At 69.6% G+C, this 18,961-nt stretch carries 12 protein-coding genes; 5 read left to right on the top strand and 7 right to left on the bottom strand.

The window, feature by feature from the left end; translation table 11 throughout:
- The first annotated feature begins 2 nt into the window (after nucleotides 1-2).
- Both ACPOLB_RS16020 and ACPOLB_RS16015 read left to right on the top strand, forming a co-directional pair.
- On the top strand, nucleotides 3-1,202 hold the full coding sequence (locus tag ACPOLB_RS16020) for a threonine ammonia-lyase (RefSeq protein ID WP_425257008.1): 1,200 nt from the start codon (nucleotides 3-5) through the stop codon (nucleotides 1,200-1,202).
- A gap of 212 nt (nucleotides 1,203-1,414) precedes the next feature.
- A complete protein-coding gene (locus ACPOLB_RS16015) occupies nucleotides 1,415-2,542 on the top strand; it encodes a 3-deoxy-7-phosphoheptulonate synthase (protein ID WP_425257007.1) in 1,128 nt (375 codons plus the stop codon).
- 34 nt (nucleotides 2,543-2,576) lie between these two features.
- Here the strand turns inward: ACPOLB_RS16015 and ACPOLB_RS16010 are convergent, their stop codons facing one another.
- Genes ACPOLB_RS16010 through ACPOLB_RS16000 form a run of 3 tightly spaced genes read right to left on the bottom strand, consistent with a single transcriptional unit; the run spans nucleotide 2,577 to nucleotide 6,348 of the window.
- Nucleotides 2,577-5,423 carry a hypothetical protein gene (locus ACPOLB_RS16010; protein ID WP_425257006.1) on the bottom strand — a complete coding sequence of 949 codons (2,847 nt, stop codon included), beginning with the start codon at nucleotides 5,421-5,423 and terminating at the stop codon, nucleotides 2,577-2,579.
- A complete protein-coding gene (locus ACPOLB_RS16005) occupies nucleotides 5,420-5,995 on the bottom strand; it encodes a cob(I)yrinic acid a,c-diamide adenosyltransferase (RefSeq protein WP_425257005.1) in 576 nt (191 codons plus the stop codon). The genes ACPOLB_RS16010 and ACPOLB_RS16005 overlap by 4 nt, the downstream gene beginning before the upstream one ends.
- Nucleotides 5,996-6,036: 41 nt before the next feature.
- On the bottom strand, nucleotides 6,037-6,348 hold the full coding sequence (locus tag ACPOLB_RS16000) for a hypothetical protein (protein ID WP_425257004.1): 312 nt from the start codon (nucleotides 6,346-6,348) through the stop codon (nucleotides 6,037-6,039).
- A gap of 121 nt (nucleotides 6,349-6,469) precedes the next feature.
- On the opposite strand from ACPOLB_RS16000, the gene ACPOLB_RS15995 reads away from it, so the two are divergent.
- Nucleotides 6,470-7,891 (top strand): FAD-binding oxidoreductase, encoded by a 1,422-nt coding sequence (locus ACPOLB_RS15995; RefSeq protein ID WP_425257003.1) that lies wholly within the window; start codon nucleotides 6,470-6,472, stop codon nucleotides 7,889-7,891.
- A gap of 12 nt (nucleotides 7,892-7,903) precedes the next feature.
- Here the strand turns inward: ACPOLB_RS15995 and ACPOLB_RS15990 are convergent, their stop codons facing one another.
- From ACPOLB_RS15990 to ACPOLB_RS15975, 4 genes are all read right to left on the bottom strand, one after another.
- A complete protein-coding gene (locus ACPOLB_RS15990) occupies nucleotides 7,904-10,864 on the bottom strand; it encodes a hypothetical protein (RefSeq protein ID WP_425257002.1) in 2,961 nt (986 codons plus the stop codon).
- 479 nt (nucleotides 10,865-11,343) lie between these two features.
- Entirely contained in the window at nucleotides 11,344-12,897 is a 1,554-nt protein-coding gene (locus ACPOLB_RS15985; protein WP_425257001.1) for a SpoVR family protein, read from the bottom strand.
- A gap of 10 nt (nucleotides 12,898-12,907) precedes the next feature.
- Complete coding sequence (locus tag ACPOLB_RS15980) at nucleotides 12,908-14,194, bottom strand: YeaH/YhbH family protein (RefSeq protein ID WP_425257000.1); 1,287 nt, start codon at nucleotides 14,192-14,194, stop codon at nucleotides 12,908-12,910.
- A 12-nt stretch (nucleotides 14,195-14,206) separates the two neighbouring features.
- Entirely contained in the window at nucleotides 14,207-16,129 is a 1,923-nt protein-coding gene (locus ACPOLB_RS15975) for a PrkA family serine protein kinase (protein WP_425256999.1), read from the bottom strand.
- A gap of 368 nt (nucleotides 16,130-16,497) precedes the next feature.
- Here ACPOLB_RS15975 and ACPOLB_RS15970 point away from each other — a divergent pair, with 368 nt between their 5' ends.
- Nucleotides 16,498-17,670, top strand: a complete 1,173-nt coding sequence (locus ACPOLB_RS15970; protein ID WP_425256998.1) for an MFS transporter — start codon at nucleotides 16,498-16,500, stop codon at nucleotides 17,668-17,670.
- A 115-nt stretch (nucleotides 17,671-17,785) separates the two neighbouring features.
- Complete coding sequence (locus ACPOLB_RS15965) at nucleotides 17,786-18,958, top strand: ABC transporter substrate-binding protein (RefSeq protein ID WP_425256997.1); 1,173 nt, start codon at nucleotides 17,786-17,788, stop codon at nucleotides 18,956-18,958.
- Nucleotides 18,959-18,961 lie beyond the last annotated feature (3 nt).

Genomic DNA, 18,961 nt, shown 5'->3' with positions numbered 1-18,961 from the left:
CCATGGCGGTCGAGCTGGCCGACGTGCAGGCGGCCGCCGAGCGCCTGCGCGGCCACGTGCTGGACACGCCCTGCGTCGAGAGCCGCACGCTGGGCCAGATCGTCGGCTGCCGCGTCTTCCTGAAGTTCGAGAACCTGCAGTTCACCGCCTCGTTCAAGGAACGCGGCGCGCTGAACAAGCTCCTGGCGCTGTCGGAGGCCGGCGTGCGCGGCGTCGTCGCGGCCTCGGCCGGCAACCACGCCCAGGGCGTGGCCCACCACGCGCAGCGGCTGGGCATGCGCGCCGTGATCGTGATGCCGCTGCACACGCCCACCGTGAAGGTGGAACGCACGCGCGGCTTCGGCGCCGAGGTGGTGCTGCACGGCGAGACCTTCGACGACGCGCGCGCGCACGCGCTGGAGATCGCCGCCGCCCAGGGCCTGCACTTCGTGCACCCGTTCGACGACGCGCTCGTGATCGCCGGCCAGGGCACGATCGGCCTGGAGATGCTGCAGGCGCAACCCGACCTGGACACGCTGGTGATCGCGGTCGGCGGCGGCGGTCTCATCAGCGGCATCGCCACCGCGGTGCGGGCGCTCCAGCCCGGCATGCAGATCATCGGCGTGCAGACCGCGCGTTTCCCGGCGATGGTCAACACCATCAAGGGCACGCAGCACCCGCAGGGCAGCAGCACCATCGCCGAGGGCATCGCGGTGGGCCAGCCGGGGCAGATCACGCGCGAGCTCATCCGCCAGCGCGTGGACGACCTCGTGCTGGTGGACGAAGGCGACATCGAGCAGGCCATCGTGATGCTGCTGGAGATCGAGAAGACGCTGGTCGAGGGCGCGGGCGCCGCCGGCCTGGCGGCGCTGCTGAAGGAACCGGCGCGCTTCGCAGGCCAGAAGGTGGGCCTGGTGCTGTGCGGCGGCAACATCGACCCGCTGCTGCTGGCGGCCATCCTGGAACGCGGCATGGTCCGCGCGGGCCGGCTGGCGCGCATCCGCGTGGCGGCGCGCGACACGCCCGGCGTGCTGGCGCGCATCACCGGCATCGTCGCCGAGGCCGGCGCGAACATCGACGAGGTGCACCACCAGCGCGCCTTCTCCACGCTGAGCGTGCAGAGCGTGGAAGTGGAGCTGGTGCTGCAGACGCGCAACCGCGCGCACGTGGAAGAGGTCGTGCAGCGCCTGACCGCCGCCGGACTCGACGCGCGGACCGACTGAACGCGCGGCGTGCTACATTGCGCGCCATGCGCTTCGCCGCCTCGTTCTACTTTGCGTACTTTTGGTTCTCGCACCGCACGGCGGCTGGAGAGGCAAGCGCGTAGTCGAAACAAGAGACAGCGAAGCACACCCAGACAAACCGCCGGCAGCCCCGGCGGTTTTTTTATGCCCGTTCGCATCCCGCACCACCCCCGACCCCAAGGAAGCCCGTCATGAGCCCGAAGTCCGCGACAGCCACCGATGGCCGCCTGGCCCTCAGCGAGAAGACCAGCCAGACCGACGACCAGCGCATCCGCGACGTCACGCCGCTGCCGCCGCCGGAGCACCTGATCCGCTTCTTCCCGATCGCGGGCACGCCGGTGGAGACGCTGGTCTCGGGCACGCGCGCGGCCATCCGCAACATCATGCAGGGCACCGACGACCGGCTGCTCGTCATCATCGGCCCGTGCTCCATCCACGACCCCGCGGCCGCCCTCGAGTACGCGCGGCGGCTGAAGGCCGAGCGCAGCAAGCACGCGGGCGAGCTGGAAGTGGTGATGCGCGTGTACTTCGAGAAGCCGCGCACGACGGTGGGCTGGAAGGGGCTGATCAACGACCCGTACCTCGACGAGAGCTTCCGCATCCACGAGGGCCTGCGCATCGCGCGGCAGTTGCTGGTCGACATCAACCGGCTGGGCGTGCCGGCGGGCAGCGAGTTCCTCGACGTGATCAGCCCGCAGTACATCGGCGACCTCATCGCCTGGGGCGCGATCGGTGCGCGCACCACCGAGAGCCAGGTGCACCGCGAGCTGGCCAGCGGGCTGAGCGCGCCGGTGGGCTTCAAGAACGGCACCGACGGCAACATCAAGATCGCCACCGACGCCATCCAGGCCGCCGCGCGCGCGCACCACTTCCTCAGCGTGCACAAGAACGGCCAGGTGGCGATCGTCGAGACCAAGGGCAACAAGGACTGCCACGTCATCCTGCGCGGCGGCAAGGAACCGAACTACGACGCCGCCAGCGTGGCCGCGGCGTGCAAGGAGATCGAAGCCGCGAAGCTGCCGTGCCGGCTGATGATCGACGCCAGCCACGCCAACAGCAGCAAGCAGCACCAGCGCCAGATCGACGTGATGCGCGACGTCGGTGCGCAGATGGACGCCGGCAACCGCTGCATCTTCGGCGTCATGGTGGAAAGCCACCTGCACGGCGGCGCGCAGAAGTTCACGCCCGGCAAGGACGACCCGGCGCAGCTGGCCTACGGCCAGAGCATCACCGACGCCTGCATCGACTGGGGCGACACGGTGAACGTGCTCGACATCCTCAGCGCGGCCGTGAAGGCGCGCCGCCGCCACGCCGGCTGATGCCGGGCAACGGGCGCGCGGCCGCGCCGTCGGACTAGAACGCGCGCCCGGCCGCCAGGTAGGCGCGCGTGCCGCGCGGCGCATCGAGCCCGCGCGCCACGCCGGCGCGCAGGTGCAGGCCCAGCGCGTACAGCAGCTTCAGCTCGCCCAGCAGCTCGACGCCGACACCGCGGCGCCAGCGCAGCGGGCGGTCGCCGTTGTCCCAGGCGCCGCCGATGTCGAAGAACACGGCGGTCGACAGCCGGTTGATGCCCACCGGCGGCACCATCGTGTGGCGGTCGATGTCGGCCAGCGGCAGGCGCCACTCGACGCTGGCGATGCGCGCGTTGCCGCCGCGCAGTTCGGGCTCGTCGCCGCGGTAGCCGCGCAGCGCCAGCTCGCGGTCGTTCAGCACGGTGCCGATCTGCAGCATGTCGTCGCTGGCGCCGCCCAGCTGGAACGGCGCGGTGCGGCCCGAGGCGCGCACCTCGGTCCAGCGCAGCGCCAGCACGCTGCGGCCCAGGCCGGACAGCGGCACGAAGCCACGCAGGTCGGCCCGCAGCACGCTGCCGTCGTAGCCGTCGCCACCGTCGACACCCTGGCTGAAGGGCTTGTGACTCTCGAAGAGCAGGCTGGCGTGCAGGCCGCGGTTGGGCCCTTCGCTGAACCAGTCGCTGCCGCGCGTGTCGATCTCGGCCAGCAGCGCCGCGATGCGCTCGTCGCGCTGGCGCACCCTGTTGTCGGCCGGCAGGTCCACGCGCTCGACGCGGTCGAGCGCCGCACCGACGCCGAGGCGGATGCGGCGCTCCAGCCGCGTCAGCGGCAGCAGGCTCAGCCACTGCGCCTGCGTGCGGCGGTCGTAGACGGTGGTGGTCTCGTCGCCGGTCTCGCCGGTCCAGGCCCGCGCCGTCAGCGTGCGCCCGAGCGCCACGCCGTGGTTGCCGAGGAACAGGTACTCGATGCCGCCGAGCAGCTCCTTCTGCGAGGTCTCCCACTGCAGCGTCGCGATGTACGCATGCCAGCCCAGCGCGTCGCTGCCCGAAGTGCTGGCGCCGAAGGCGGTGAGGCCGCGGTCGGACGTCAGCACCGGCAGCCACCAGCGCGGCACCAGCGTCGGCAGCGCGCTGTAGCGGCGGCCGTCGCCCAGCGGCGGCGTGGTCTCGGCCATGGCCGGCGCTGCGGGCGCTGCGGGCAGTACGGTGGTGTCGGCCGCCAGCGTCTGCAGCACGGCCGGCGCAGGCAGGCGGTGCAGCGCGTGGCCCTGGGGCGCCACCACCACGGTGGCCAGGCTGCCGTCGGGTGCGCTGCCGGCGTGCGCGACGACGGCCGTGTGCGTGTGCGTCAGCCGCTGCAGCTGGCCGCCCGCCAGGCGCCAGACGTTGTTGACGCCGCCCTCCGTGGCCACGAACTCCAGGCCCTGCGCACCGCGCTGCAGGCTGTGCATCGGGGCATCGCGCCGCAGCAGCAGCCGCGGCGCGGCGCCGGGCTGCGCCAGGTCGGCCTCGACGAGGCGCCAGTCGCCGCCGCGGCGCGTGATCAGCGCCACGCGGCTGCCGTCGGGCATGGCCGCCAGGTCGATCAGCTCGGTGCCGTCGTCGGGCGCGTGCACCACCACCGGCTCGCCGCCGGCCGCGCCCAGCGTCACCAGCTGCGTGCGGCCGTCCACCAGCTGCAGCGCCGCGATGCCCGCGCCCGCACCCGCGCCCACGTACACGGCGCGGCGCAGGTGCGCGCAATGGCTGAGCTGCTGCAGGCGGTCGCCGTCCAGCCGGTACAGGTCGTAGGCCAGGTAGAGCGTGTTGCAGATGTCGGGCTGCGCCACCAGCACGCGGCCGTCGGGCGCCGCCGAGACCCGCGCCCCGCGCAGCACGCGGGTCACGGTGCGGCGGCTGCCGTCGGCGGCCACGCGCTGCAGCAGCGCGCCGTGCAGGCCGTCTTCCACCACCGCGAGCAGGTCGCCGCCGGGCAGCGCGGCCACGGCCGGCACGTCCAGCACCGGGCCCACGAGCCGCGGTCCCAGCGCTTCCGGCTGCGCCAGCAGCGGCGCGGCGCGGGCGTCGACCTGCTGCGCCAGGTCGACCAGGAACTCGTCCCACAGCACGTCCATCGTGCGGCCGGTGGCTTCCACGGGGCTGGTGTGCAGCCGCGGCACGATGTTGCCGCTGTAGCGCTCCACCAGTGCCTGCGGCGCGGCCGCGCCGTGGCGGCGCGCCAGGAACTCGAAGAAGTAGGCGCCGTACAGGTACTGCTTGGACAGCGGCAGCGCGCGGCCGTCGCTGTTGAGCTCGCGCAGCGACAGGAAGCCGGCGGCGCGCTCGGCGCGCAGCCAGGCCTCGAACATCGGCCCGCGCAGGCGGCCGCGGCCCGCGGCCGGGTCGCTTTCGTTCACCACCGCCAGGCCCTCCAGGCCCCAGCCGGGCTGGAACAGGTTGGGGATGAACCAGGGCACGCTGCCGAAGATGGCCTGCAGCACGCGCGGCGCGCCGCGCACCTTGTCCAGGTGCACGGCGTGCGTGAACTCGTGCACCAGCAGCAGGTCGAGCCAGGCGCTGTTGTCGAGCAGCTGGCCGTCGTCGGGCGGCGCCAGGAACACGCCCATCAGGCTGTACGGCAGCGGTGTCGTGAAGCCGTTGGCGAGATCGAACTCGCTGTAGACGACGACCTCGGTGCGGCGCCGCGGCTCCCAGGCCAGCGCCTGCGTCACCTGCGGCCAGATGCGTTCGGCCGCGCGCGCCACTGCCTCGGCCTGCACGCGCTGGCTGGCGCGGTAGTGCACGCGGAAGTGCGCGCTGTCGGCCGTCTGCCAGGGCTGGCGGGGGTCGGCCATGGGCTGGGCCTGCGCGGCGGCGGCCGCCGCCGCCAGCGCCGCGACGGCCAGGGCACGCAGCCAGCGCGGTGTCATTGTCCTTCGCGCGCGAGGCGTTCGCTGCGCCAGTAGACGTCGTCGCCGCCCAGACCGTCGAGGTTGGCGCGGTTGAGCACGCGCGCCAGCACGAACAGCAGATCCGACAGCCGGTTCAGGTACTGGCGCGGCGCGGTGTTGACGGGCTCGGCGGCGGCCAGGGCCACCACCGCGCGTTCGGCCCGCCGCGCCACGGTGCGGCCCACGTGCGCCAGCGCCGCGCTGCGCGTGCCGGCGGGCAGGATGAATTCCTTCAGACGCGGCAGCTGCGCGTTGTAGTGCTCCAGCGCCTGGTCCAGGTGCAGCACGGCCGCGGGCTTGAGCAGTTCGTAGCCGGGGATCGAGAGCTCGCCGCCCAGGTTGAACAGCTCGTGCTGGATCGTCACCAGCAGCGTGCGGACGTCGTCGGGCAGCGGCTCGGCCAGCAGCACGCCGAGGCCGGAGTTGAGTTCGTCGACGTCGCCCATGGCCTGCACCCGCAGGGCGTCCTTGGGCACGCGCGTGCCGTCGCCGAGGCCGGTGGTGCCGTCGTCTCCGGTGCGGGTGGCGATCTGGGTCAGGCGGTTGCTCATCCCGGCATGGTAGCCGGCCGCCCGACCCGGGGCGCGCCGGCTCAGCCGGCGATGCGCACGGCCAGCCGCTCCAGCAGCGGCCGGTGGCGCCAGGTCTCGAGCGCGCGCTCGGCGAAGACGTCGCCGTCGGGCGAGAGGCGGTAGTACTCGACGCCGTCGAAGCCGTCGGGGTTGTCCCAGCGCTGCACGATGCCGTAGCGCAGCAGCGTGGGCGCCGAGTGGTAGATCGGCCGGCCGTCGATCACGCAACCGCCGGCCAGCGGGCTGACCCGCACCATCACGCGGCCGCGGCGCAGGGCACGCAGCGCGTCGACGAACTCACCGCGGTCGGGAATGATGCGTTCGGTGGCCATGGCGCCATGGTGCCGCGAAGTGCCGCGGCCGTGGGCGGAAATTGCACCGGTGGCGCGGCGCAATTCCCACGTCGGCAGCGCTGCCTAGAATCGGTTGCACAACACGCTGGAGACACCGCCCATGAACGCGCCGCTGCCCGACCACGCCCTCACCGCGCATGCACGGCGCCCGCTGCCGGCCGCGATGCTCGACGCGCTGCGCGTGCGCTTCGGCGAACGCTGCTCCACGGTGGCCGCGGTGCGCGAGCAGCACGGCCGCGACGAGAGCCCGTTCCCGGTGACGCCGCCCGATGCCGTGGTGTTCTGCGAGAGCACCGAGGACGTGGCCGCGGTCGTCGCGCTGGCGAGCCAGCATGCGGTGCCCGTCATCCCCTACGGCACCGGCTCGTCGCTGGAAGGCCACCTGCTGGCGGTGCAGGGCGGCGTCAGCATCGACGTGTCGCGCATGACGGCCGTCGTGCGCGTGAACCCCGAGGACCTGACGGTCACGGTGCAGGCCGGCGTGACGCGCGAGCAGCTCAACCGCGAGATCAAGGACCAGGGCCTGTTCTTCCCCATCGACCCCGGCGCCAACGCCAGCCTGGGCGGCATGGCGGCCACGCGCGCGAGCGGCACGAATGCCGTGCGCTACGGCACCATGCGCGACAACGTGCTGGGGCTGACGGTGGTCACGGCCGCCGGCGAGGTCATCCGCACCGGCACGCGCGCGAGGAAGAGCAGCGCCGGCTACGACCTGACGCGCTTGTTCGTCGGCAGCGAAGGCACGCTGGGCGTGATCACCGAGGTGACGCTGAAGCTCTACCCGCTGCCCGAGGCCGTCAGCGCCGCGATCTGCCACTTCCCCAGCATCGCCAGCGCGGTGGACGCGACGATCCAGATCATTCAGATGGGCGTGCCGGTGGCGCGCTGCGAGCTGCTCGACGTGAACGCGGTGCGCTTCATCAACGCGCAGAGCAAGCTCGGGCTGCGCGAGTCGCCGCTGCTGCTGATGGAGTTCCACGGCAGCGACGCCGGCGTGAAGGAGCAGGCCGAGACGGTGCAGGCGATCGCCAGCGACATCGGCGGCGAAGACTTCCAGTGGGCGAGCACGCCCGAAGAGCGCACGCGGCTGTGGACGGCGCGGCACAAGGCCTATTTCGCCGGCATGAGCATGAACCCGGGCTGCCGCACCGTGACCACCGACACCTGCGTGCCGATCTCGCGCCTGGCCGAGATCATCGAGACCAGCGTCGCCGAGGCCGACGCCTCGGGGCTGCCGTACTACATCGTCGGCCACGTCGGCGACGGCAACTTCCACCTGGCCTACCTGGTGAAGGAAGGCGACGTCGAGCAGCGCGCGCTGGCCGAACGGCTGAGCCACCAGATGGTCAGCCGCGCCATCGCACTGGAAGGCACGTGCACCGGCGAGCACGGCATCGGCCTGCACAAGATGGGCTTCCTGGTCGACGAGGCCGGCGCCGGCGCGGTGGAGATGATGCGCCAGGTCAAGCACGCGCTCGACCCGAAGAACATCATGAACCCGGGGAAGATCTTCGCCTGGTAGCCCGGGGCCGCCTCATACGTTCTTGTACTTGAAGAAGTAGCCGGTCTCGCCGACGGCGTTGACCACGACGCAGATGCCGAGTTTCGGGTACACCGCGAAGCGCCCGTAGGTGCCGTTGGCCGCTGCCGGGCTGGGCGTCACGGTGTTGCTGCCCGCCACGGGCAGGTGGTCGACGGCCCAGGCGCCGGTGCGCGGATCGCCCGAGGCGGGCGGCGTGATGCGCATGATCTGCGTCGTGCTACCCGCGCTCATGTCCCAGGCCAAGAAGGCACCCAAGCTGGGCTCCCACTGCGGCAGGCACAGGCCCGGCGACAGCCCCGTGCTCCACGCGGCGTTGAGCGCCGGCGCGCCAGTGAAGACCGGATAGGTGGCGGTCACGCCCTTCGCGTACAGCGTGCCAGTGGCGGGATCGAAGACGCCGAATCCGCCGGCGATGGTCTGGTTCAGCGTCCCGCTGCCGGTGCCGCTGTTGTCGCCGTTGCCCACCAGGATCAGGTCGTGCGTCGGGCAGTACGCCAGCGACAGGCCGCCGCTGAGGTAGTGGTCGGCGCCCACCGCCGTCCAGGTGTCGGTGGCCGGGCCGCTCCACTTCCAGAACTTATTCGAGCCGCCGGCTTCCTTCTTCCAGCCGACGTTGCGCACCGGGTCGTAGCAGGCGGCGTCGAAGCTGCCGTTACCCTTCTGGTTGCTGACAGCGCTGCGGAAGGTCATCTCGCCCGTCGTCGGGCTGCTGATGTAGGGCTTGGACTCGACTGCACCGCCGGTGTTGGCCAGCAGGATGCCCGACATCGTGCAGATGCCCTGCCCCGGCCACATGAACTGAAAGCTCTCGGTGTGCTGCGCCCGATGGCGGCCGCTCATGTCGACCGCGTAGATGCCGCGAGCGAACTCGGTGGCGTAGTTCTCCGGCGGCAGCCCGACGGCGCCGCTGGGCTTGTTCAGCCGCTGGTAGTAAGGGGTTTCGGCCTGCAGGTTCAGCGCGTAGGCCGCGGCCGGGTAGCCGTCGTTGTGGCCGCCGCAGTTGAGCCAGTGCAGCTGCGCCGCGTCCTGGTCGGCGACGGCACCGCACCAGGCGGTGATGATGGAGGCGTGGCTGCCCGCGGCGCGCCACGGCGCCGTGCCCGGGTAGTTCGGGTTGACCAGCGGGTCGTTGTCCGGGTTCAGGTCGGCCAGCGTGTTGCTCGTCGGCAGTGCGGCCCAGGTGTTCAGCGCCTGGTTGCGGATCCACGACGGCAGCGACGAGCCGTCGCCGGCGTTGGCCGCCAGGCGGCCCGCGATCACGGCACCGATGTCCGGCGCGATGCCGCTGAATCCGTCGGTGATGCCCGCCAGCGCCACGCCGGTGTTGCGCAGGCTGACACCCGCGGCCAGGCTCCAGTCCATGCTGCCCGTGTATTCGGTCTTGTAGTCCGCAGGCAGCGCGACCGGCGTCGCGAACGGGTCGCTCGGCGCAGCCACGTCGTTGGCCATCAGCGGTGCCAGGGCGGACTTGGCAGCGGCCAGGCCGTTGTACGCGCCGCGGCCGGCGCCCAGGGTGATGTTGGCGCCGCTGGCCGGGTAGATCGCGTTGTGGTTCCAGTTCAGGTTCGGCAGCGAGGCGTCCCAGCGGATCACGTCGCCCGTGCCGCGGTACAGGATGGCGTTGTTACGCACGCGCCAGTTCAGGTTCGCCCCCGAGGCCGAGGCGTACAAGCCGAAGCCGGTGGCGCTGTTGGTGCGCAGGAAGGTGTTGCTGAGGATCGCGACGTTCTGGCTGTCGCTGGTCGGCTTGATCGGGCCGCGCGCGGTGTTGGCCACGCGGTTGCGGAAGAAGTAGATCGGGCCGCCGTAGATGCCGTCGACGCTAAGGCCGGAGCCGGCGTTCTTCACCGCGCAGTCGTAGACGGCGCAGTTGCCGGTGGCGTCGTCGAGCTCGGCGAAGTCGTCGCCGGTGCGGTCGCAGGCGACGCGGTACATGAACGTGGCGGCGCTGAAGAAGACGCCGCGCGAGGACTGGATCTTGAAGGTGTCGCCGTGGCCGGTGATGCTGCAGTCGAAGAAGCAGTTGCCCTGCCCGGGGCCCGACACGCCGTCGTCGTTCCAAGTGTAGTTCGGGCCGCCCGACTCGGGGTTGATCTCGTAGGTCTTGGCCCAGCTGTTGTTACCAACGATGCTGCAGTTGTAGACGAGGCGGCCGATGACCGGCTCGTAGGCCTTGCAGAAGCGGTCGAAACCCGTCGCGGTGAGGTGGCGGATGGTGGCGTTGCGCTGCGGCGACGTGAGCCCGGTCGAGAAGACGATGCCGGCGCTGCTGGCCGCCGTGCCGCTGTCGAGGCCGCTGCCGCGCAGCGTCATGTTCTCCAGCACCACGTACGACGCAGCCCAGAGCACGGCCACGCCCGTCGGCGCGTGGACGACGACGTCGGCCCGCGAGGCGCCGCGGATGTAGATCGGCGCCGTGGCCGTGCCGCTGCGGGCCTCGGCCAGCGTGAACGGGGCGTACGTGCCCGGGGCCAGTTCCAGGCAGTCGCCCGGCGCCAGCGTCGCCAGCTGCGCCGCCAGCGTGGCGGGCGTGGCCGTCTTGTTGGCGGCCGGGGCCGCCGCAGGCAGGGCCCGCGTCGACTGCGCGCCCACGGCGGTGGTGGCCGCGAGGCCCGGCTCGTTGACCGTCAGCTGCACGTCGTAGAGCGCCCCGGGCTGCAGATCGAAGATGCAGCCGGCAAACGCGTCGACGATGCCGGCGGGCGCGCCGGCCGGCAGCGTGGCGACCTCCACCTGGAACAGCGGGCCCGCGCTGCGCCAGGTGGTGCTGCCCGCCAGCTTGTACTGGGCCAGCACCGTGGTGCCGGCGGCGACCGTGCGCGTCAGCGGCGCGCGGATGCTGATCTGCTCGGGCGTCTGGGCGTCGAAGGCCAGGGTCAGGGGGGCGACGCCGGGCAAGGGCGTGGGCTCGGGCTTGGGACGCGGCCGGCGCCGCAGCGCCAGGGCCTGCATGTCGCCGTCGGTCGCGGCAGCCGCTGTCTCGTCCGCGACCGTCTCACCGCCCCCGCATCCAGCCAGGGCCACCAGGCCGGCACTGCTCACCGTGCCGCGCAAAAAAGTCCGTCTCTGCATGTCCGCTCGCGCACTCGCGTCTGAAATCGCCTTGACCACCGACGATTCGGAGGCTCTCTGGCAGCTCGGAAGCTGTTGCGCTGTGCCAAGACAGTGCGCTTCAGTCCGAGCCGCCACTGTGCGGGAGGCTGCGCTTAGCAGGTGTCAGTTAATGCGTCAAGAGGTTTGACCCCTGTTTACCCCCTATATCGGGGGGTGCACCCTTTCTACCTAGGAGACCAAGGGCAACGACACATCGACCACCGAGATGGTAGCGTTGTGTTTTCTTCAAATTTGCTTACGAACACCCGCGGGTGTTGAATACGGCCGCCGAAGCGCTCCCGCGCTGCCGCCCCGGCGCCGGGGCGGCCTGCCGTGGCTCAGACCGGCGCCGGCACCGACCAGCGCTTCGTGACGTCGCCGCGGGCGTTGGTGCTTTCCAGCTGCACGCCGAAACCCCACAGCCGCGCCACGTGCTTGAGCACTTCGGTGGCGGTGTCGTGCAGCGGGCGGTCGTTGTGCTGGAAGTGGCGCAGCGTGAGGCTGCGGTCGCCGCGCAGATTCACGTTCCAGACCTGGATGTTGGGCTCGCGCGAGCCCAGGTCGTACTGGTGGCTGAGCGCCTCGCGCACGCGCCGGTAGCCGGCGTCGTCGTGGATGGCGCTGACCTCCAGCTCGCTCTGCGCCTCGTCGTCGGTGATCGCGAACAGGCGGAAGTCGCGCATCAGCTTCGGGCTCAGGTACTGGCCGATGAAGCTCTCGTCCTTGAAGTTGCGCATCGCCTGGTCCAGCGCCGGCAGCCAGGGCGTGCCGGCGATGTCGGGGAACCAGCGCCGGTCCTCGTCGGTGGGCTTCTCGCAGATGCGCTGGATGTCGTTGTACATCGCGAAGCCCAGCGCATACGGGTTGATGCCGCTGTAGGCCTTGTGCCCCACGGGCGGCTGGTAGACCACGTTGGTGTGCGACTTCAGCCACTCGATCATCACGCCGTCGGTCAGGAAGCCGTCGTCGTACATCGTGTTCAGCAGCTTGTAGTGCCAGAACGTGGCCCAGCCTTCGTTCATCACCTGCGTCTGCCGCTGCGGGTAGAAGTACTGCGACACCTTGCGCACGATGCGCACGATCTCGCGCTGCCAGGGTTCGAGCAGCGGCGCGTTCTTCTCGATGAAGTACAGCAGGTTCTCCTGCGGCTCGTCGGGGAAGCGCTTGCTCTCCTTCTCGGCGGCGTCCTTGTCGGCCCGCCGCGGCAGCGTACGCCACAGGTCGTTGACCTGCTGCTGCGCGTAGGCCTCGCGGTCCTTGCGCTCGGCCAGTTCCTGCGCCAGCGTCTTGCGGCTGGGGCGGCGGTAGCGGTCGACGCCGTGGTTGGCCAGCGCGTGGCAGCTGTCGAGGAAGGTCTCGACCGCGTCCAGCCCGTGCTTCTCCTCGCACTTGGCGACGTAGTCCTTCGCGTAGACGAGGTAGTCGATGATCGACGACGCATCGGTCCACATGCGGAACAGGTAGTTGCCCTTGAAGAAGCTGTTGTGGCCGTAGGCGGCGTGCGCGATGACGAGCGCCTGCATCGCCATCGTGTTCTCCTCCATCAGGTAGCTGATGCAAGGGTTGGAGTTGATGACGATCTCGTAGGCCAGCCCCATGTGGCCGCGCTTGTAGTTCTTCTCGGTGCTGATGAACTCCTTGCCGTAGCTCCAGTGGCGGTAGTTCACCGGCATGCCAACGCTGGCGTAGGCGTCCATCATCTGCTCGGCGGTGATGATCTCGAGCTGGTTCGGGTAGGTGTCCAGCCCGAAACGCCCGGCCGTGGCCTTGATGGTGCGATGGTACTGCTCGATGAGCTCGAACGACCAGTCGCTCGGCCCGGGCAGCGGCGCGCCCGGCCGCTCTGCCAGCGGCAGCGGTTGCTCGAGCGCGGCGATGGTTCTGTGCTTCATGCGGCGTCCCTCATGCTGCCTTGGCCCCTTCCTTCTTGAACAGGTCGCGGAACACGGGGTAGATCTGGTCGGCGCTGGTGGCCTTGCGCATCGCGAAGTGGCGGTGGCCGTCCTGCAGCTGCGTGTATTCCTCCCACAGGTTCTGCTCTTCCTCGGCCACCTGCACGTAGGCGTAGTAGCGGCACAGCGGCAGCAGCTTCTCGCCCAGCAGCTCGCGGCAGCGGCCGCTGTCGTGGTGCCAGTTGTCGCCGTCGCTGGCCTGCGCGCCGTAGATGTTCCATTCGGCCGGGTTGTAGCGCGCGCGGATGATCTCCTCCATCAGCACCAGCGCGCTGCTGACGACCGTGCCGCCGGTCTCGCGCGCATGGAAGAAGTTCTGCTCGTCGACTTCCTGCGCCTGCGTGTGGTGGCGGATGAAGACGAGGTCGATCTTCTCGTAGTGCCGCGTCAGGAACAGGTACAGCAGGATGAAGAAGCGCTTGCTCAGCTCCTTGCGGCCTTCGTCCATCGAACCCGACACGTCCATCAGGCAGAACATCACCGCCTTGCTGGTCGGCACAGGCACCTTGATGCGGCTGCGGTAGCGCAGGTCGATGGGATCGAGGTAGGGAATGCGCTCGACGCGGCTGCGCAGGTGCGCGATCTCGGCGGCGAGCTCGTCCACCTCGCGCTGCGCCTGCGCGTCGCCGGGCTGCAGCGCGGCGCGCAGCGCCTCCAGCCGTTCTTCCATCGCACGCAGGTCGCGGCGCGGGCCGGCACCCAGCGCGATGCGCCGGCCGAGAGCGCCGCGCATGCTGCGCACCACGTGCAGGTTGTTGGGCGTGCCGTCGCTCGTGAAGCCGGCACGGTGGCTCTTCCACTCCGGCACCTCGGCCAGCTGCGTGCGCACCAGGTGCGGCAGCGCCAGGTCCTCGAAGAAGACCTGCATGAACTCCTCGCGGCTCAGGCTGAAGACGAAGTCGTCCTCGCCCTCGCCCTGGTCGCTGGCCTGGCCGCTGCCGCTGCCCTGCCCGCCGCCGCCCTTGGGCCGCTCGATGCGGTCACCGCGCACGAACTCCTGGTTGCCGGGGTGGACGACCTCGCGCACCCCGCCCTGGCCGTGCCCGAACACGGGTTCGGTCAGGTCCTTCTTCGGGATGTGGATGTCCTCGCCGCGCTCGATGTCGCGGATGCCGCGGCCGTCGATCGCCCGCTTCACCGCCTCGCGGATCTGCTCCTTGTGGCGGCGCAGGAACCTCTCTCGATTGCCGATCGACTTGTTCTTGCCCGCCAGGCGGCGATCAATGATGGCTTGCATGCGGTCCTTCCGTCAGCTCGACTTCCTGACGCGCAGGTACCACTCGCACAGCAGGCGCACCTGCTTGCTGGTGTAGCCCTTGTCGACCATGCGCGTCACGAAGTTCTCGTGCTTCTTGGCCTCGTCGGCGCTGGCCTTGGCGTTGAAGCTGATCACCGGCAGCAGCTCCTCGGTGTTGGAGAACATCTTCTTCTCGATCACCGTGCGCAGCTTCTCGTAGCTGGTCCACACCGGGTTCTTGCCCTGGTTGTTGGCACGCGCGCGCAGCACGAAGTTGACGATCTCGTTGCGGAAGTCCTTCGGGTTCGCGATGCCCGCCGGCTTCTCGATCTTCTCGAGCTCGGCGTTCAGGCTGGCGCGGTCGAACACCTCGCCGGTGTCGGTGTCGCGGTACTCGTGGTCCTGGATCCAGTAGTCGGCGTAGGTGACGTAGCGGTCGAAGATGTTCTGGCCGTACTCGGAGTAGCTCTCCAGGTACGCAGTCTGGATCTCCTTGCCGATGAACTCGGCATAACGCGGCGCCAGCTGCTCCTTGATGAAGCCGATGTACTTCTGCTCGGTCTCGGCAGGGAACTGCTCGCGCTCGATCTGCTGCTCCAGCACGTACATCAGGTGCACCGGGTTGGCCGCGACCTCGGTGCTGTCGAAGTTGAAGACCTTGCTCAGGATCTTGTAGGCGAAGCGCGTGCTGATGCCGCTCATGCCCTCGTCGACGCCGGCGTAGTCGCGGTACTCCTGGTAGCTCTTCGCGCGCGGGTCGGTGTCCTTCAGGTTCTCGCCGTCGTAGATCAGCATCTTGCTGTACAGGCTGCTGTTCTCGGGCTCCTTCAGGCGCGTGAGCATCGCGAACTGGCTCATCATCTTCAGCGTGCCCGGCGCGCAGGTGGCGCTGGCCAGCGAGCTGTTGCGCAGCAGCTTCTCGTAGATCTTGATCTCCTCGCTGACGCGCAGGCAGTACGGCACCTTCACGATGTAGATGCGGTCGAGGAAGGCCTCGTTGTTCTTGTTGTTGCGGAAGGCCTTCCACTCGCTCTCGTTGCTGTGCGCGAGCACGACGCCGTCGAACGGGATCGCGCCGAAGCCTTCGGTGCCCTTGAAGTTGCCTTCCTGCGTGGCCGTCAGCAGCGGGTGCAGCACCTTGATCGGCGCCTTGAACATCTCGACGAACTCCAGCAGCCCCTGGTTGGCCAGGCACAGGCCGCCGCTGTAGCTGTAGGCGTCGGGGTCGTCCTGGCTGTAGCTCTCGAGCTTGCGGATGTCGACCTTGCCGACCAGGCTGGAGATGTCCTGGTTGTTCTCGTCGCCCGGCTCGGTCTTGCTGATGCCGATCTGCTTGAGGATGCTGGGGAAGCGCTTGACGACCTTGAACTTGCGGATGTCGCCGCCGTACTCTTCCAGCCGCTTCACGGCCCAGGGGCTGAGGATGCGGTTGAGGTAGCGGCGCGGGATGCCGTATTCGCTTTCCAGGATGGGGCCGTCTTCCACCGCATCGAACAGGCCCAGCGGCGATTCGTTCACGGGGCTGCCCTTGATGGCGTAGAACGGCACTTCCTGCATCAGCTGCTTCAGCCGCTCGGCGATGGAGCTCTTGCCGCCGCCCACCGGGCCCAGCAGATACAGGATCTGCTTCTTCTCCTCCAGCCCCTGCGCGGCATGGCGGAAGTAGCTCACCACCTGCTCGATGGCGTCTTCCATGCCGTAGAACTCGGCGAAGGCCGGGTAGGTCTTGATGATCTTGTTGGCGAAGATGCGCGACAGCCGCGGGTCGTTGCGCGTGTCGATGCTGGTCGGCTCGCCAATGGCCTTGAGCATGCGCTCGGCGGCGGTGGCGTAGGCAAGCGGGTTGCGCTTGCACTCGGCGAGATAGTCCTCGAGGGACATCTCCTCCGCACTCAGGCGCTCGTAGCGGGCCTTGAGGTTGCTGATCACGTCCATGCGGGCTCCTGGTCAGTGGCGGCACGCAGCGGGGCTGTGCGCCCTGCCTGCGTGCCTGGGAAGTTCTGATGAAGTCCCGGCTGCACAGGCCCGGGCTCCATCAGAGCTTTCCGTCTTACCAGTCGGCTCGCCGCTTGCGCGTGCTCGCCTAGGAATCAGCTTCGTTCATTCTGCGCTCATCGACCAGCCAAGCAAGGCCACGTTTGCGTGTCATTTCCGAGCCAGAGGGCCCTGCTGTGGCCCACGTCACGGTTGCTGCAGACGATCCTACGCAAGAGCCATGCCCTGCCAGGGGCTGCGGAATTGCCGCGTCTGTCTGCAACGCGCGAGCCCCGGGGCCGGACGACCGGACTGTCATCATCCGGTCCATGAACCGCAACCTGCTGCTGCTGGCGCTGTGCCAGGGCCTGTTCCTGACGAACAACGTCACCTTCATCGCCATCAACGGCCTCGTCGGCCTGGCGCTGGCGCCGGTGGGCTGGATGGCGACGCTGCCGGTCACGGGTTATGTGGTGGGCGGTGCGCTGGCCACCGGGCCGGTGGCGCGGCTGCAGGCGCGGCTGGGACGCAAGCGCTCGTTCCAGATCGGCCTGCTGGTGGCCATGCTGTCGGCCGCCACCTGCGCCTGGGCCGTCAGCCAGCAGAACTTCTGGCTGCTGGTGGGTGCCACGCTGGTGGCGGGCTTCTACAGCGCCAACGCCTCGCTGTACCGTTTCGCCGGGCCCGAGCTCGCAGCGCCGGCCTTCAAGGAGAAGGCGATCTCGCTGGTGCTGGCCGGCGGCATCATCGGCGCCTTCATCGGCCCCAACCTGGCCAGCGCCACGCGCACGCTGCTGGCCGTGCCCTTCGCCGGCGCGTACCTGGTGCTGGTGGGCGTGGCGCTGCTGTCGCTGCTGGCGCTGTCGTGCATCCGCTTCCCCGATCACCGGCCGCCGCAAGCCGGTGATGCCCGCGGCCGGCCGCTGCGCGAGATCGCCGCGCAGCCGGTGTTCATCGTGGCCGTGACGGCGGCGGCGCTGGGCTACGGCGTGATGAACCTGCTGATGGCGGCCACGCCGATCGCGATGCAGCAGTGCCAGCACCCTTTCGACAGCGCCGCGCTGGTGCTGGAGTGGCACGTGCTCGGCATGTTCGTGCCCAGCTTCTTCACCGGCAGCCTGATCAAGCGCTTCGGCGCGCTGCCGGTCATGGCGGTGGGCGTGCTGCTGAACCTGGTGTGCGTGGCGGTGGCGCTGTCGGGCGTGGAGCTGATGCAGTTCCTGGTGGCGCTGTTCGCGCTGGGCGTCGGCTGGAACTTCCTCTACGTGGGCGGCAGCACGCTGCTGACGCAGGCCTACCGGCCCGAAGAGAAGAACCGCGCCCAGGGCGCGATGGACTTCTGCGTCTTCTCGACGATGGCGGTCAGCTCGTTCGCGTCGGGCGCGCTGATCACCACGCAGGGCTGGACGCTGCTGAACCTGGGCTCGCTGCTGCCGCTGGCGCTGGTGGGGCTGGCACTGATCTGGCTTGCCACCCGCCCTTCGCCCAAAGCCTATGGTTAACCCCATCTATCGTTTTTGGAGATAGCTCGGCGACGGCACATTGCATTTCACAGCCCCGCCGCCCGCACCTATCGTGCGCCCCGTCCGTCACCCGAACGCCGAGGAGCGCACGCACATGAGCCGTACCACCCCCCTGATCCTGGCCGGCATGGCCGCCGCCGCGCTGGCGGCCCACTCGGCCGCCTGGGCCCAGAAGGCCCCGCTGCAGAAACTCGGCAAGGGCGAGGGCCAGGTCGACATCGTCGCCTGGGCCGGCTACATCGAGCGCGGCGCCACCGACAAGAACTTCGACTGGGTCACCGACTTCGAGAAGAAGACCGGCTGCAAGGTCAACGTGAAGACCGCCGGCACCTCCGACGAGATGGTGGCGCTGATGAACGAAGGCGGCTTCGACCTCGTCACCGCCAGCGGCGACGCGAGCACGCGGCTGATCCGCGGCAAGAAGGTGCAGCCGATCAACGTCAACCTGATCCCGAGCTACAAGAACGTCGACCCGCGGCTGCAGAAGGCGCCCTGGCACTACGAGAACAACACGCACTACGGCGTGCCCTACCAGTGGGGCTGGAACGTGCTGATGTACAACACCAAGGTTTTCGGCAGCACCAAGCCCACCAGCTGGAGCGTGGTGTTCGAGGAGACCACGCTGCCCGACGGCAAGAGCAACAAGGGCCGCGTGCAGGCCTTCGACGGGCCCATCTACATCGCCGACGCGGCGCTGTACCTGATGAAGAAGAACCCGGCGCTGGGCATCAAGGACCCCTACGAGCTGAACGAGGCCCAGTACAAGGCCGCGCTCGACCTGCTGCGCGGGCAGCGCAAGCTGGTGGGCAAGTACTGGCACGACGCCTTCGTGCAGATCGACGACTTCACCAACGAGGGCGTGGTCGCTTCGGGCAGCTGGCAGTTCCAGGCCAACATCCTGCGCAGCAAGAAGGCGCCGATCGACACCGTGGTGCCGGTCGAAGGCGCCACCGGCTGGGCCGACAGCACGATGCTGCACGCCGAGGCCAAGCACCCGAACTGCGCCTACATGTGGATGGAGCACTCGCTGAACCCCAAGCTGCAGGGCGACCTGTCGGCCTGGTTCGGCTCGGTGCCGGCAGTGCCCGCGGCCTGCAAGGGCAACAAGCTGCTGGGCGACGAGGGCTGCGCGCGCCAGGGCTACAACGACTTCGAGAAGATCTCGTTCTGGCGCACCCCGGTCAGCCAGTGCAAGACGCAGAACAACGCCTGCGTTCCGTACCACAAGTGGGCGTCGGACTACATCGCCGTGCTGGGTGGACGCTGACCT

It is taken from the genome of Rubrivivax soli, assembly GCF_049810355.1.
Classification (GTDB): domain Bacteria; phylum Pseudomonadota; class Gammaproteobacteria; order Burkholderiales; family Burkholderiaceae_C; genus Rubrivivax.
This window is presented reverse-complemented; position numbering and strand designations above follow the sequence as displayed.

Coding starts and splice junctions, on each gene's coding strand:
- ACPOLB_RS16010 (WP_425257006.1), bottom strand. CDS start 5,423: ATGACACCGCGCTGGCTGCGTGCCCTGGCCGTCGCGGCGCTGGCGGCG.
- ACPOLB_RS15965 (WP_425256997.1), top strand. CDS start 17,786: ATGAGCCGTACCACCCCCCTGATCCTGGCCGGCATGGCCGCCGCCGCG.
- ACPOLB_RS16005 (WP_425257005.1), bottom strand. CDS start 5,995: ATGAGCAACCGCCTGACCCAGATCGCCACCCGCACCGGAGACGACGGC.
- ACPOLB_RS16015 (WP_425257007.1), top strand. CDS start 1,415: ATGAGCCCGAAGTCCGCGACAGCCACCGATGGCCGCCTGGCCCTCAGC.
- ACPOLB_RS15990 (WP_425257002.1), bottom strand. CDS start 10,864: ATGCAGGCCCTGGCGCTGCGGCGCCGGCCGCGTCCCAAGCCCGAGCCC.
- ACPOLB_RS16000 (WP_425257004.1), bottom strand. CDS start 6,348: ATGGCCACCGAACGCATCATTCCCGACCGCGGTGAGTTCGTCGACGCG.
- ACPOLB_RS15985 (WP_425257001.1), bottom strand. CDS start 12,897: ATGAAGCACAGAACCATCGCCGCGCTCGAGCAACCGCTGCCGCTGGCA.
- ACPOLB_RS15980 (WP_425257000.1), bottom strand. CDS start 14,194: ATGCAAGCCATCATTGATCGCCGCCTGGCGGGCAAGAACAAGTCGATC.
- ACPOLB_RS15975 (WP_425256999.1), bottom strand. CDS start 16,129: ATGGACGTGATCAGCAACCTCAAGGCCCGCTACGAGCGCCTGAGTGCG.
- ACPOLB_RS15970 (WP_425256998.1), top strand. CDS start 16,498: ATGAACCGCAACCTGCTGCTGCTGGCGCTGTGCCAGGGCCTGTTCCTG.
- ACPOLB_RS15995 (WP_425257003.1), top strand. CDS start 6,470: ATGAACGCGCCGCTGCCCGACCACGCCCTCACCGCGCATGCACGGCGC.
- ACPOLB_RS16020 (WP_425257008.1), top strand. CDS start 3: ATGGCGGTCGAGCTGGCCGACGTGCAGGCGGCCGCCGAGCGCCTGCGC.